Below are 12,939 nucleotides of genomic sequence, written 5' to 3' on the forward strand. Positions count from 1 at the left end.
TCTTCGGTTCGAAAGAGCTTTTAGGGGATGACTGGCAATGGCAGTCAATGGCACGAGAAACGTGGGCAACACGCCTCGGATTCATCCTCGCCGCCGTGGGAAGCGCGGTCGGACTCGGGAACATCTGGCGATTCCCGTGGCAAACCGCGGAAAACGGTGGCAGCGCCTTCTTGATAGTCTACCTCGCAATCGTCCTCCTCGTCGGCGTCCCTGGACTCCTCGCCGAGTTCGTCATCGGCCGGCGCTCGAACAAGTCGCCGGTCGGCGCACTCCGCGACCTCTCGGGGTCGAAGACGTGGGGGGCTGTCGGCGTCTTCTCGGTCGTCACCGGCATCACGCTCCTGTCGTTCTACAGCGTCGTCGGCGGGTGGATTCTCCGCTACTTGCTCGAAAGCGGCGTCTCGCTCGTCGGCGCGAACCCCGCGTACTTCGCCAATCCCGGCCAGTACTTCGGCGGCGTCTCCGCCGGTGCTGACGCGGCGCTCTATCACCTCCTCTTCCTCGGACTGACCGCACTCGTCGTCTTCGCGGGCGTCCGCAAGGGCATCGAACTCGGCACCAAACTCATGATGCCCGCCGTGGTCGTCCTGCTCGGCGGATTGGCCGTATGGGCCGCAACCCAACCCAACGCCGCCGCTGGCTACAGTTTCTTCCTCCGGTTCGACCCCTCGGTCCTCTCGGAGAACTTCTTCGCAATTCTCGGTCCCGCCGCCGGCCAAGCGCTGTTTACCCTCTCGCTCGGTGCGGGCACGATGATTACCTACGCCTCCTACCTCGACGAGGACCGTTCGCTCCCCTTCGACGGGAGCGCCATCGCCGTCCTCAACACCTTCGTCGGCGTGCTCACCGGTTTCGTCGTCTTCCCGCTCCTGTTCTCGCAGGGTATCAACCCCGCCGAGACGGGCACCGGCCCGGGCGCGCTCTTCGTCGGTCTCGCGGGCGCGTTCTCGCAACTCCCCGCCGGAACGCTCATCGCCACCGCCTTCTTCGCCGTCGTGACGCTCGCGGCGCTGTCGAGTTCCATCAGCATGCTCGAAATCCCCGTCGCGTTCCTCGTGGACGAGTACGACATCGAGCGCCGCAACGCCGTCGTCGGGATGGGCGCGCTCGTCGCCATCACCGGCACCGTCTGCGCGTTCAACCCAGCTATCTTCGGCTTCGTCGCCGGACCGCTCGTCAACGCGTTCTTGACCGCCGGTCTCGCCGCGTTCCTCCTGTTCGTCGGCTGGGTCATGGGCCGCGACGCACTCGACGAGTTCACCTCGGGCGTCGGCTCGTTCGGCGAGTCGCTCGCCACGCCGTGGCTCTTCGCAGTCGGCGTCGTCCTGCCGCTGTTTCTCGTCTTCACGCTGCTCTCGCAGTTCGGCGTGGACGCGGCCATCGGCTTCTGGCAGACCGTCGCCATCGCCGCCGTTGCGAGCGTCGTCGCGTTCGTCGGCCTTCGAAACGCGAACTCCGTCATCTAACGACGGCGTTCTCTCTCCGTTCTCGACGCGAAGAGTGGCGATGCAGGTGGCCGAGTGACCCATGATCGTTCGATACAATCTACGACGACTGTCGAAAGTGGGGTTACGAGATTGCGGAACTCCTTTGTTCCCGGACTGCGCACCGATGTTCCAATGAGTGAAGGTGGTCTGTTGTGACCATGGATGACCGGATCGACGAACTCCGGGAGAAGCGCGAGGAAGCGCAGAAGGGCGGCGGCGAAGAGCGAATCGCCTCCCAGCACGACAAGGGCAAGATGACCGCCCGCGAGCGCATCGACTACTTCCTCGACGACGACTCCTTCAACGAGTTCGACCAGTTCCGCACCCATCGGAATCACAAGTTCGGCATGGAGGAATCGAAACTCCCCGGCGACGGCGTCGTCACGGGGTACGGAACCGTAGAGGGACGAACCGTCTTCGTCTTCGCCCACGATTTCACCGTCTTCGGCGGGTCGCTCGGCGAAGTCTTCGCGGAGAAAGTCTGCAAGGTCATGGACAAGGCGATGGAAGTCGGCGCGCCCGTCATCGGTCTCAACGACTCCGCCGGCGCGCGGATTCAAGAGGGCGTCCAGTCGCTCGGTGGGTTCGGCGAAATCTTCCGCCGCAACACCGAGGCCTCGGGCGTCATCCCGCAGATTTCGGCCATCATGGGACCGTGTGCCGGCGGCGCGGTGTACTCGCCCGCCATGACGGATTTCACGTTCATGGTCCGCGATACGAGCCACATGTTCATCACCGGCCCGGACGTCATCAAGACGGTCACGGGCGAAGAGGTGACCTTCGACGAACTCGGCGGCGCGACGACCCACACCGCCACCAGCGGGGTCGCACACTTCGCTACCGACACCGAGGAAGAGGCGCTCGACGACATCCGCCACCTCCTGTCCTATCTCCCGCAGAACAACGTCGAAGACCCGCCGCGCGTCGAACCGTGGGACGACCCCGAGCGCGTCACCGACGAACTCGCCGACGTGGTTCCCGACCAACCGCGCAAGCCCTACGACATGAACACCGTCATCGACGGCGTGCTCGACGAGCACTCGTTCTTCGAAGTGCAGGAGGACTTCGCCAAGAACATCGTCGTCGGCTTCGGCCGACTCGACGGCCACTCGGTCGGTATCGTCGCCAATCAGCCTCGCGTCAACGCCGGTACCCTCGACATCGAATCCTCCGAGAAGGCCGCCCGCTTCATCCGCTTCTGTGACTCGTTCAACGTCCCGATTCTCACGTTCGTGGACGTGCCGGGCTTCCTCCCCGGAACCGACCAGGAGCACAACGGCATCATCCGCCACGGCGCGAAACTCCTCTACGCCTACTCCGAGGCGACGGTGCCCCTCATGACCGTCATCACGCGCAAAGCCTACGGCGGCGCGTACGACGTGATGGCCTCGAAGCACCTCGGCGCGGACGTGAACTACGCGTGGCCGACCGCCGAAATCGCCGTCATGGGCCCGCAGGGCGCGGTGAACATCCTCTACCGCGACGAACTCGCCGAGGCCGACGACCCGGACACCCGACGCGACGAACTCATCGAGGAGTACCGCGAGGAGTTCGCCAACCCCTACACCGCCGCGGACCGCGGCTACGTTGACGACGTTATCGAACCGGGCGAGACGCGCTCGCGGCTCATCGCCGACCTTCGCATGCTGAAGTCCAAGCGCAAGTCGCAACCCGACAAGAAGCACGGCAACATCCCGCTATGAGCGACGACTTCGTCGAGGGGCTCTCGATTCCCGACGACGCGGACCCCGAAGAGGCGGCGGCCATCGTCGCGGCCGTCGGCGCGCACATCCGCGACCAACTCGCGGCCGCCGCGGCGAACGGAAACGACGAACCGACGTGGAACGACAAGAAGTGGCAGTACGCCGGCCGCCTCGACTCGGTCACCGGATGCGCCCGTCGCATCCCCGACGGCGCGCCGACGAACGCGTGGGCCGCCTCGGGCCGCACCGACCGGTTCTAAGATTCCGCGATTTTCGGGTCGTCCACGATGACCCCATCGATTCCCCACTCGGCGAGTCGCCGGACCGTCTCTCGGTCGAGGACCGTCCACGCGTTGACCTCGAACCCCTCGTCGTGTGCCGCTTCGACTCGCTCGCGCGAGAGCAGGTCGTACCGCGGATGAATCGCCGCACAGCCGAGTTTTTTCGCCATGCGGAGCGAGCGTCGCCACCACCGACTGAACAAGAGAGCGGTCGAAAGGGACGTCTCGGCCGTCACTTCTCGGAGCGCCTCACGCTCGAACGACGAGACCAGAATCTCGTTGGGAACGTCGGCGACGACGCGCTGCAAATCGGATGCCACCCCCGCGTGTTTGCACTCGACGTTGACGCACGTCGAATGGGGGATGACTTCGAACACCTCCGAAAGCAGTGGAATCGACTCGTCGGAGTCGCCGACGGTGAGCCGTCGGAGTTCCGAGAACGGCGTGTCGGCGACGCGTCCGCTCGCACCCGTGAGCCGAGACAGCGTCTCGTCGTGGAAGACGACCAGTTCGCCCGAGCCACAGCGCCGAACGTCGAGTTCGATACAGGGGACGACCTCGGCGGCCGCTTCGAACGCGGCGAGCGTGTTTTCGGGGGCGAGTGCGGGACACCCGCGGTGGCCAACGACGCGCATGGCTGTCACTATGCGCTCGGAACGTGATAGAGAGAACGGAGAATCCTGTTCGACGAATTACGCGGCCTGCCCGCCTTTCTTGCGGGTGATGTAGCCGGCGATGCGGTTGCGGACGCTCTTCGACTCGACGGTCGTCAGCTGCGAGACGCTTTCCTTGTTCGTGTCGAAATCCGTGTTGAACGCTTCCGGATAGCGCTCGAGCAGGATGGTGCCGAGCTGCTTGACGTACTTGGGCTTGATTGCCATGTCGGTGAGTTCCTTCGACGCACACTAAAACGATTCGTTCCGTCTCTCTGCGGCCCGCTCTCTCCACCCAGTTATCTCGTCGATGCGCTCGAACGCCTCGCGGTCGATAGCCCCCCCGCACTTTTCGACCGTCTCCTCGAAGTACGCGAGTCTCGCCAGCAACTCGTCGGTGTCGAAGGCAGGTACGTCCAACCGAGAGGCGGCCACCGTCGCGTCGATGACCGCGCCGAACCCCCGGTTGATGGTGAACGGTCGGGTGTGCTCGACAGCCGAATCGACGGGTCGTAATTCCCACCGCTCCCACTCGGTCCCACCATCCTCGCCCGACTCGACCAACTCGACTTCGATTTCCGCCCACGCGTCGGCCGAGTTCAACACCGGCGCGTCCGCTTCGCGGATGGTCATCGCGGCCGCGACGAAGTCTCTCGGGTCGCTGACGAACTGGACTACCCCACCTCCCTGCCGGTGAAAGTTCCGACGGGTTCGCGTGTTGCCCCACGTCGTCGCAGTCACCGGTTGTTCGGGTCCACTGGGTTCGTCAGATTCGCTGGGTTCGTCAGGCGCGTGCAATCCCAGCGCGGCCATGTTCCACCGGCCGTTCGGACCCAGCGTGGCGACCACCGATTCGGTGACGCCACGGAGTTCGACGGGCCATTCTTGCACTCCCGTCACAGCGGCACCCCCCGCTCCAGTGCGATGAAGGTTGCCGCACAGACGATATCCGCGGTCGTCCCGGGATTGATACCCTCGGCGACGAATTCGGCTGCGAGCGCGTCTGCTTCCTCGCGGTCGGAGACCTCGGCCGCGCGCGCCATCACCTCGCGGGCGACTTTCTCGCCGTGGTTCGTCACCACGAGCGTGTCCGGTTCCTCGGTCAAGAGGTCCACGAACGCCCTCGAAACGCGGTCGGTGACTGGACCTTCGTCCGCCAGAATCGACTTGGCCGCTCGGAAGGAACGAGCGAACCCGCCGGTCCACTCGCGGGCGTTCGCGTCGCGTTCGGCGCTGAGTTCCATCACGTCGTACAGCGTGAGTTCGCGCTCGCGGAGCGCGGACTCGGCACCCGACCCGCGGCGAACGTCGAGGTCGTGGGCGTCCTCGGGCGGGTCGCCGACGGCCACATCGACGTGTTCGAATCCTCGGTAGAACGATACCGCGTCGTCGATAGTCGTCGCTTCGGCGACGCCGGTCACACCCTCGGGCGAGAGGTCGCCTTCGGCCGCCGCCTTCACCAGCGGAACGAGCAGGAGCAGACAGCCGAACTGGGTGTTTCCGCCGCCCTGCTTGCTCATCCCTTCGACCGCGGTTTCGAACGCCTCGCCGACTGACGCGCCCCTTTCGGCGAGTCGCAAGCCTTCGGAAGAACCGACTGCACCGGCGAGGAACTGTTCGAAGTGCAGGGCCGAGAGGTCGCGCGTTCGGTCCACGTTCCCCGGCTTCGGCGTCCCCGCGACTTCCAAGAGGAGCGCGAGTTCGGCGTGTCGCGCCGGGCCGAAGCCACGGTTCGAGACGGGAGCAGGCATCAGACAGGAACCTCCCGGTCGTCGCCGTCTATCTCTCCGTCTCCGTCGCCATCGAACCACTCGGCCGTCGCGTCTCGAACCCGTTCGAGCACCGTCGGGTTGTCGCTCGGCCGCCCGACGCTCACGGCGTCTGCGCCGTGGTCGAGGTACTCGTGAACCGTCTTTCGGTCTCTGACGCCGTTGTTGGCGACGAGAAACAGGTCGGGTGCGGTGTCGGCGACGTCGGCGACGACAGATTCGGAGTCCATCGCATCGACGTGGAGCCACGTCGCGCCCACGTCGGCGAGTTTCGGGGCGAGTTTCGAGAGGTCTACGCCCTCGATTTCGGTTCGGACTTTCACACCGACCGGTGCCCCAGACTCGGCGGCGGCTTCGACGTACTCGCACAGTCGCTCGGTGTCGCGTAGGAGCGCCTCCCCACACCCGATCTCGCACAACTCGGCTTGCCGACAGTGGGCGTTGATTTCGATACCAGCGCCGTAGTTCGCGCAGACTCTCGACGCCTCTCGAACCGGGTCGGCGCTCGTCGCGCGGACGTTGACGGCGACGAACAGGTCGAGGTCGGTGACGGCCGCGAGTTGGGAGTCGAGGAAGTCGATTGGCTCGTCGGTCAGAAACTCCGAGCGCCCACGGGCGACGAGTCGCTGTGCCGCTCGCTGTGACTCTTCGTCGAGTGCGATACCCCCGAGAACCGCCGCATCGACGTACGGTTCGGCCGCCCGCGCCCAGTCGGCGTCAGATTCGCCGCTGAGACTGGCGACGGCGACTCGCGGAAGAGACACTACGACACCTCCGCAAGTGCTTCGGCGACGGCCCGCGAGACGCGAGCGGCGTCGTCTGGACCGTCGATTCTCGTGTCGGTTCGGACGATTGGTCGGTCGAGGCTCGTCCCGTCGTCGGTATCGAGGACGAACGCGTCCGCGAACGGGTATGCCTCGGCGACGCCGGCGGTCGATGCCTCGTAGCCGACGCCTTCCATGAGGCCCGCCGCGGGGCCGGAGAACACCGTATCTTCGACGAACGGCGAGACGGCGACGACGGGCGTCTCGTGGAGGGCGTCTTCGAATCCGTCGAGTGCGAGCATCGGGCCGATGCTGGTGATAGGGTTCGACGGGCCGACGACGACCGGGTCGGCGAGCGCCTCGCGGACTCGTGGGGTGAGAGTCGCCTCCTCTGCACCGCGGAATTCGACGGCCTGCACGTCGGGTTCGGCCCGGCGATGGACCCAGTACTCCTGAAAGTGCAGCACGCCCTCGTCGGTGTGAATCATCGTCGCCACCGGGTCGTCGCTCATCGGCAGGAGCGAGCTATCGAGACCGAACGCGTCGGCGAGCGTCTGGGTCACTTCGGTGAGCGAGTTTCCCTCGTCGAGGAGCGACGTGCGGGTGATGTGGACGGCGCGGTCGCGGTCGCCGATTTCCATGAACTCGGCGATACCCGAGAACCGCCGCCAACGGGCGAGTTCTCTCCCACTCGTTTGGGCGTCGGCTGCGAGATATCGCGGCCCAGATTCGAGACCCGCCGCGTCGGCGAGGCGGTGGAGTTCGTCGTCCGTCTCGGTGGTGTCGTCGGCGATGCCCCACCATCGCTCGGTGTCGAGGACGCCGCCGCCGTGAAAGAGAACCGTGTCCACGTCGGGGCAGACGAGGTGGCCGCCGAGTTCGACGTCGTCACCCGTGTTGGCGACGACCGTCGTGTCGGCGGGGTCGAACACCCCTGCGGCCCCGTCGAGGAGTTTGGGGGTGCCCGTGCCCCCGGCGAGAAACGTAACCATACCTCGGCCTATGTCGAGCGGCGGTTTGAAAGTTCTCTCACAGGGAAAGCCGGCCGTGTTACAGTCCGCCTTGCCCACCGCGGTAGGCAATCGAGCGGTCGAACGATGTCGGCATGACCTGTCCCGCGAGCGCCTTTCTGATGAAATAGCCGGTGAAGCCGGTGCTCATCGCCAGACCGAAACTGAACATCACGGCCAAGATTCGAATCTCGGTCACGCCGACCCAGAGGCTCTCGACGAGCAGCCACAGCCCCCACAGTGTGAGACCGCCAGCGCTGAGGAGCAGGAGCGACGCGAACGCGTTACCGAGCGTCGATTTCAGGCCCATAGCTGGCCGTGAAGCGCCCGACGTAAACCGTTTTGGGCCTCGTCTATCCCGCCCCTCGAAGCAGATAACTCTCTCCGCTCTCGATTCGAAGCCATGACCGCCGTCAAGGACAGCGTCCACGACTACATCTCGCTCGACCCGGTCGCCGCCGACCTCGTGGACACCCCCGAGTTTCAGCGCCTCCGCCACATCAAGCAGTTATCGACGGTGCGTCTCGTCTACCCCTCCGCGAACCACACTCGTTTCGAACACAGCCTCGGCGTCTACCACCTCGCCTCGCGCGCCCTCTCACATCTCGGCATCGACGGCGACCGAGCGGCACACGTCCGCGCCGCCGCCCTCCTCCACGACATCGGCCACGGGCCGTACGGCCACCAGACCGAGGATTTGATTCGCCGTCGAACCGGACGCGACCACGACGAGATTGACGACTTGCTCGGGAACTCCGTCGCGGGCGAGGTGCTCGAATCGCACGGTCTCGACCCCGCTCGCGTCGCCGACCTCGTGGACGGAAACGCCGGTCTCGGCCAACTCGTCTCGGGCGAACTCGACGCGGACCGCATGGACTACCTCGTCCGCGACGCCCACCACACCGGCGTCCCCTACGGCACCATCGACCACGGGCGACTGATTCGAGAACTCCGCTATCGGGAGGGGAATCTCGTCCTCGCCGAGGGCAACGTCCAGACGGCCGAATCGCTCTTGCTCGCCCGAGCACTCATGAACGCCATCGTCTACCGCCACCACGTCTCGCGTATCGCCGGCGCGATGCTCGAACGCGCCTCGGAACGACTCGTCGAAGACGGCCTGCCCATCGAGGAGTTCGCGCGGATGGCCGACCACGACTTACTCGTCGCACTTCGAGAGCGGGTACCGGAACTCGGCGAGCGAATCGAGCGCCGAAACCTCTACAAACGCGCCGTGTGGGCACCGCTCGAAGTCGTCCCCGCCGACGTGGTCGAACTCACGCACGCAGAGACGCGCGCCGCCGAGCGAGAGATTGCAGATATCGCCGACGTAGCGCCGAAGTCGGTGCTGGTGGACGTCCCGCCCCGCCCCGGAATCAAGGAGTCGCGGAGTCGCGTCGTCGTCAACGGCGTCGTCCAGCGCCTCGAAGAGACCTCCGAACTCGTCGGGGCGTTGCGCTCGACAGAGCGGACCCAGTGGCGTCTCGGCGTCTACGCCCCGGACGACGTTCGTGACGAAGTCGCCGCTGCGGCCGCCGACGTGTTCGACCTCTCGCCGCACGGAATCGACCGGTGGACGGTCCTCTGAACTGTCGAATACGGTTCCATTTCGACCACGTGTGACCAGCGATTGTCCAGTGACAGAATCCTTATTGTTTTTCTGGTCAATTTCTAGAAAACACCGTTCAAGGGCCAGATAAGAGTTTTTAGAGTAGAATTGGTACTATCTGGGGTTCGGTACGTTCCGTGAAATTGTGAAGGGTGATTATCTCTTCACCCGTCGTCATATCTCTTGTAATGGATATCAATTGGCGCGCCGTGCTATACGGCCTTCTCACCAGCATCGTCCTCGGGATTCTCAGCGGGCTTGCAGTCCCGTATACGGACCTCTCGCTGCCAGTACTGGGAGCGGGGCTGACGGGTCTCATCGCGGGCGCAGTCGCCGGCTACTACAACAACCGCTCGACCACGAGTGACGCCACTGCTGGCGCGCTGGCGACCATCATCGGTGCACTCGTCATCGCCGTCATCCTGACCGTCGTCGGGACGCTCCTGGCGGGCATCTTCGGTCTCGGACTGGGACTGGGACTCATCGTTCTGGTCGTCGTCGCGGGCATCCCCGGTGCCGTCGGTGGCCTGGTCGGTGGCTACCTGCACCGCGGCCGCGAAGACAGAGTCGGCCGCCCCGCGGCGTGAGCGGGCGAATCACGCCATCATTTTATCGGAATCGACCATCGGGACGGCAGTCTCTCCGCTACCGTCCATAGCTCACTCACTGCCCGTTTCCCCTACCGCCAGTTCCCCTCACCGCCCGTTGCCTTTTATCCCATGACGGTCGAACGTCACCTATGACGACCATCAAGGACAGCGTCCACGACCACATCGAGGTCGAGGGCGTGGCCGAGACCCTCCTCGATACGCCGGAGATGCAACGCTTGCGGCGAATCAAGCAGTTGGGCACGGTCCAGTACGTCTACCCCTCCGCCAACCACACCCGCTTCGAGCACAGTCTGGGTGTCTACCACCTCGCATCCCGCGCCCTCTCACACCTCGGTATCGAAGGCGACTCCGCCGCCCACGTCGAGGCCGCCGCGCTCCTCCACGACGTCGGTCACGGTCCCTACAGCCACAACATCGAGGACGTGACCCACCGCCACACCGGGAAGTACCACGACGACGTGGCGGAACTCGTCACCCGCGGCAACGTCGGCGACGTGCTCGAAGCCGAAGGATTGGACCCGAAGCGAGTCGCCAATCTCGTCTCGGGCGATGGAAAGTTCGGCCAACTCGTCTCGGGCGAACTCGACGTGGACCGCATGGACTACCTCGTCCGCGACGCCCACCACACCGGCGTCCCCTACGGCACCATCGACCACGAACGCCTGATTCGAGAACTCACCTTCGTCGATGGCGAACTCGTCCTCGCCGAGGGGAACGTCCAGACGGCCGAGTCACTCTTGCTCGCCCGAGCGCTGATGAACCCGACCGTCTACGCGCACCACGTCGCCCGCATCTCGAAGGCCATGCTCAGGCGCGCCTCCGAGCGCCTCCTCGAAGAACCGGATATCGACGCCGAGGCCCTCCGCCGGATGGACGACGCCGACCTGCTCGTCGGCCTTCGACTCAACCCTTCGACGGAAGCGTTCGCCGAGCGCCTCGCCACACGCAACCTGTACAAGCGCGCCGTCTGGGCCGAGCTTTCGGACGTTCCCGAAGCCGTGCTCACGGCCGACCACGAGGAGATATCGAAACTCGAACGCGCCATCGCCGACAGCGCCGACGTGGACCCAACGTCGGTCATCCTCGACGTACCCTCCCGGCCGTCGATGAAAGAGTCCACCTCGCGCGTGATGGTCAACGGCGAGATTCGACAGCTCGAACGCGAATCACCGCTCGTCCAGGCATTGCGAACCGCACAGGAACAGCAGTGGCGACTCGGCGTCTACGCGCCCGAGGACGCCACCGAGCGCGTCGGCCGCGCCGCCGCGAATCACCTCGGACTCGATATCGACGGCGCGCTCGTCAAAGACGTTCGTCGCGGCATCCACACGACGCTCGACGAGTTCGAATAATCGAGACCGAGATTCGGGGGCTTCAAGGCCCGTGGACTCTGATTCGTGGGCAATGAGGCTGGAGGGAACTGTACTTCGTGGGCCGGAACTAGAGCCAATCAGCGGGCGCGTCGTCGTCGAAGACGGCGAAATCACGTCCGTCGAGGAGGTTGAGACGGATTCGACCGATATCGTCCTCCCGGCGTTCGTCAACGCGCACACGCACCTCGGCGACTCCATCGCCAAAGAGGCCGGAGAGGGACTCTCGCTCGACGACCTCGTCGCCCCACCGGACGGACTCAAACACCGACTCTTGCGTGCCGCCAGCACCGACGAGAAGGTCGGGGCGATGGCGCGCTCGCTCCGTATGATGGAAACGGGTGGGACCGCCGCGTGTCTCGAATTCCGCGAGGGCGGCGTCGATGGCGTCGATGTCATCCGGCAGGCGCTCACCGACCGCGACATCGAAGCGGTCGTCCTCGGCCGCGAGACCGAGAGCGCGATGGAGGTCTCCGACGGGTTCGGTGCGTCCGGCGCGCGAGACGCCGAGTTCGGTTCGCTCCGCAACGCGACCGAGAAGGCGGGCAAACTCTTCGGCATCCACGCGGGCGAGCGCGACTCGCTCGACATCAACGCGGCACTGGACCTCGACCCGGACTTCCTCGTCCACATGGTCCACCCGGAATCGCTGCACCTCGAACGCGTCGAAGACAGCGAAATCCCCATCGTCGTCTGTCCGCGCTCGAACCTCGTGACGGGCGTCGGCGTCCCGCCGATTCGGGAACTCGTCGAGCGAACCACCGTCGCCCTCGGGACGGACAACGTGATGCTCAACAGTCCCTCGATGTTCCGCGAGATGGAGTTCGCCTCGAAGCTCGCGGACGTACCTGCAACGGAAGTCCTCAAGATGGCCACCGTCAACGGGGCCGAAATCGCCGGACTCGACTACGGCGTCGTCGAAGCGGGCCGCCCCGCGAAACTGCTCGTCCTCGACGGTGAGTCGGACAACCTCACCGGCGTGCAGGACGTGGTCCGCGCCGTCGTCCGGCGTGCCGGGATGGCAGACATCAAAGACGTGTATCTCTGAGACAGACCGGGAAACTCGATTTTTCTCCGACTCGTCGCAAACGGTTATTACGCGGGACGTAATACGTTATCATGTGTCATGGTAATGTACGACCGGATTATCGTCCCAATCGATGGGTCGGATGGGTCCGAGCGTGTTGCGACCCACGCCGCCGCCCTCGCTGCAGTCCACGGAGCGGAACTGCACGGGATATACGTGGTGAACGCCGGAAGCTTCGCAGGGCTTCCGATGGAGTCCTCGTGGGAAGGACTCGACGACCTCTTGCGCGCCGACGCTGAGGCCGCCGTCGAACTAGTCGAACGCGCCGCCGAGGCGCACGATGTCCCGGTCGAAACACACGTTCTCGAAGGAACACCCAGCCGCGAGATAGTGAAATTCGCCGAGCGAGGAGACTGCGACCTTATCGTGATGGGTACTCATGGTCGCGGCGGCATCGACCGCCTCCTCCTCGGCTCGGTCGCCGAAAAAGTCGTCCGCGCCTCGAAGGTGCCGGTCCTGACCGTCCGCATCGAAGGCAACGACACGGAGTCGCCGCGACTCGACGTCGAAGCGCCGACGGCCACGGACGCGACTGACGGTGCAGAGGTCGTAACTGACCCAGAAGCGGTCACCGCCGACGGCGACGAGTAGCGAGACG

At 65.2% G+C, this 12,939-nt stretch carries 15 protein-coding genes; 8 read left to right on the forward strand and 7 right to left on the reverse strand.

From position 1 onward, the window contains the following. The first annotated feature begins 47 nt into the window (after positions 1-47). The 3 genes from ACFQJC_RS02240 (at position 48) to ACFQJC_RS02250 (ending at position 3,450) form a co-directional block, all read left to right on the forward strand. Complete coding sequence (locus tag ACFQJC_RS02240; RefSeq protein WP_390221619.1) at positions 48-1,466, forward strand: sodium-dependent transporter; 1,419 nt, start codon at positions 48-50, stop codon at positions 1,464-1,466. A 179-nt stretch (positions 1,467-1,645) separates the two neighbouring features. Next, positions 1,646-3,190 (forward strand): acyl-CoA carboxylase subunit beta, encoded by a 1,545-nt coding sequence (locus tag ACFQJC_RS02245; protein ID WP_390221620.1) that lies wholly within the window; start codon positions 1,646-1,648, stop codon positions 3,188-3,190. Beyond that, a complete protein-coding gene (locus ACFQJC_RS02250; protein ID WP_390221621.1) occupies positions 3,187-3,450 on the forward strand; it encodes an acc operon protein in 264 nt (87 codons plus the stop codon). Before ACFQJC_RS02245 ends, ACFQJC_RS02250 begins: the two co-directional genes overlap by 4 nt. On the opposite strand, the gene ACFQJC_RS02255 is transcribed toward ACFQJC_RS02250, so the two are convergent. The 7 genes from ACFQJC_RS02255 to ACFQJC_RS02285 are packed head-to-tail and all read right to left on the reverse strand — an operon-like array spanning position 3,447 to position 7,977. Beyond that, on the reverse strand, positions 3,447-4,106 hold the full coding sequence (locus ACFQJC_RS02255) for a glycerophosphodiester phosphodiesterase (protein WP_390221622.1): 660 nt from the start codon (positions 4,104-4,106) through the stop codon (positions 3,447-3,449). The two genes, ACFQJC_RS02250 and ACFQJC_RS02255, sit on opposite strands and share 4 nt — an antisense overlap. 57 nt (positions 4,107-4,163) lie before the next feature. Then, positions 4,164-4,352: a 30S ribosomal protein S17e gene (locus ACFQJC_RS02260; protein WP_390221623.1), complete on the reverse strand. Its 189-nt coding sequence runs from the start codon at positions 4,350-4,352 to the stop codon at positions 4,164-4,166. A 24-nt stretch (positions 4,353-4,376) separates the two neighbouring features. After that, positions 4,377-5,024: a DUF447 domain-containing protein gene (locus ACFQJC_RS02265; protein ID WP_390221624.1), complete on the reverse strand. Its 648-nt coding sequence runs from the start codon at positions 5,022-5,024 to the stop codon at positions 4,377-4,379. Further along, positions 5,021-5,875 carry a triphosphoribosyl-dephospho-CoA synthase gene (locus ACFQJC_RS02270; protein WP_390221625.1) on the reverse strand — a complete coding sequence of 285 codons (855 nt, stop codon included), beginning with the start codon at positions 5,873-5,875 and terminating at the stop codon, positions 5,021-5,023. The genes ACFQJC_RS02265 and ACFQJC_RS02270 overlap by 4 nt, the downstream gene beginning before the upstream one ends. After that, positions 5,875-6,657: a tRNA-dihydrouridine synthase gene (locus tag ACFQJC_RS02275; RefSeq protein WP_390221626.1), complete on the reverse strand. Its 783-nt coding sequence runs from the start codon at positions 6,655-6,657 to the stop codon at positions 5,875-5,877. Before ACFQJC_RS02275 ends, ACFQJC_RS02270 begins: the two co-directional genes overlap by 1 nt. Continuing rightward, positions 6,657-7,649 (reverse strand): 2-phospho-L-lactate transferase, encoded by a 993-nt coding sequence (gene cofD, locus ACFQJC_RS02280; RefSeq protein ID WP_390221627.1) that lies wholly within the window; start codon positions 7,647-7,649, stop codon positions 6,657-6,659. The genes ACFQJC_RS02275 and cofD overlap by 1 nt, the downstream gene beginning before the upstream one ends. Positions 7,650-7,707: 58 nt before the next feature. Continuing rightward, positions 7,708-7,977 (reverse strand): hypothetical protein, encoded by a 270-nt coding sequence (locus ACFQJC_RS02285; protein WP_390221628.1) that lies wholly within the window; start codon positions 7,975-7,977, stop codon positions 7,708-7,710. A gap of 93 nt (positions 7,978-8,070) precedes the next feature. On the opposite strand from ACFQJC_RS02285, the gene ACFQJC_RS02290 reads away from it, so the two are divergent. The 5 genes from ACFQJC_RS02290 to ACFQJC_RS02310 all read left to right on the forward strand — a co-directional run bounded on the left by ACFQJC_RS02290 (position 8,071) and on the right by ACFQJC_RS02310 (position 12,932). Next, positions 8,071-9,252 carry an HD domain-containing protein gene (locus ACFQJC_RS02290; protein WP_390221629.1) on the forward strand — a complete coding sequence of 394 codons (1,182 nt, stop codon included), beginning with the start codon at positions 8,071-8,073 and terminating at the stop codon, positions 9,250-9,252. A gap of 209 nt (positions 9,253-9,461) precedes the next feature. After that, positions 9,462-9,860, forward strand: coding sequence for a DUF5518 domain-containing protein (locus tag ACFQJC_RS02295; protein ID WP_390221630.1), 399 nt, complete (start codon positions 9,462-9,464; stop codon positions 9,858-9,860). A 152-nt stretch (positions 9,861-10,012) separates the two neighbouring features. Continuing rightward, the gene (locus ACFQJC_RS02300) at positions 10,013-11,236 is read left to right on the forward strand and encodes an HD domain-containing protein (protein WP_390221631.1); all 1,224 of its coding nucleotides are present in this window, start codon (positions 10,013-10,015) and stop codon (positions 11,234-11,236) included. 52 nt (positions 11,237-11,288) lie between these two features. Further along, entirely contained in the window at positions 11,289-12,302 is a 1,014-nt protein-coding gene (locus tag ACFQJC_RS02305; protein WP_390221632.1) for an amidohydrolase family protein, read from the forward strand. Positions 12,303-12,380: 78 nt separating this feature from the next. Next, positions 12,381-12,932, forward strand: a complete 552-nt coding sequence (locus tag ACFQJC_RS02310; RefSeq protein ID WP_390221633.1) for a universal stress protein — start codon at positions 12,381-12,383, stop codon at positions 12,930-12,932. The last annotated feature ends 7 nt before the right edge of the window (positions 12,933-12,939 follow it).

Origin of the sequence: Haloferax namakaokahaiae (genome assembly GCF_042663225.1) — an archaeon.
Classification (GTDB): Archaea; Halobacteriota; Halobacteria; order Halobacteriales; family Haloferacaceae; genus Haloferax; species Haloferax namakaokahaiae.

Excerpts from the sequence above, each read along its gene's own strand:
- ACFQJC_RS02240 (WP_390221619.1), top strand. The coding sequence starts at position 48 with ATGGCACGAGAAACGTGGGCAACACGCCTCGGATTCATCCTCGCCGCC.
- ACFQJC_RS02245 (WP_390221620.1), top strand. The coding sequence starts at position 1,646 with ATGGATGACCGGATCGACGAACTCCGGGAGAAGCGCGAGGAAGCGCAG.
- ACFQJC_RS02250 (WP_390221621.1), top strand. The coding sequence starts at position 3,187 with ATGAGCGACGACTTCGTCGAGGGGCTCTCGATTCCCGACGACGCGGAC.
- ACFQJC_RS02255 (WP_390221622.1), bottom strand. The coding sequence starts at position 4,106 with ATGCGCGTCGTTGGCCACCGCGGGTGTCCCGCACTCGCCCCCGAAAAC.
- ACFQJC_RS02260 (WP_390221623.1), bottom strand. The coding sequence starts at position 4,352 with ATGGCAATCAAGCCCAAGTACGTCAAGCAGCTCGGCACCATCCTGCTC.
- ACFQJC_RS02270 (WP_390221625.1), bottom strand. The coding sequence starts at position 5,875 with ATGCCTGCTCCCGTCTCGAACCGTGGCTTCGGCCCGGCGCGACACGCC.
- cofD (WP_390221627.1), bottom strand. The coding sequence starts at position 7,649 with ATGGTTACGTTTCTCGCCGGGGGCACGGGCACCCCCAAACTCCTCGAC.
- ACFQJC_RS02285 (WP_390221628.1), bottom strand. The coding sequence starts at position 7,977 with ATGGGCCTGAAATCGACGCTCGGTAACGCGTTCGCGTCGCTCCTGCTC.
- ACFQJC_RS02290 (WP_390221629.1), top strand. The coding sequence starts at position 8,071 with ATGACCGCCGTCAAGGACAGCGTCCACGACTACATCTCGCTCGACCCG.
- ACFQJC_RS02295 (WP_390221630.1), top strand. The coding sequence starts at position 9,462 with ATGGATATCAATTGGCGCGCCGTGCTATACGGCCTTCTCACCAGCATC.
- ACFQJC_RS02300 (WP_390221631.1), top strand. The coding sequence starts at position 10,013 with ATGACGACCATCAAGGACAGCGTCCACGACCACATCGAGGTCGAGGGC.
- ACFQJC_RS02305 (WP_390221632.1), top strand. The coding sequence starts at position 11,289 with ATGAGGCTGGAGGGAACTGTACTTCGTGGGCCGGAACTAGAGCCAATC.
- ACFQJC_RS02310 (WP_390221633.1), top strand. The coding sequence starts at position 12,381 with ATGGTAATGTACGACCGGATTATCGTCCCAATCGATGGGTCGGATGGG.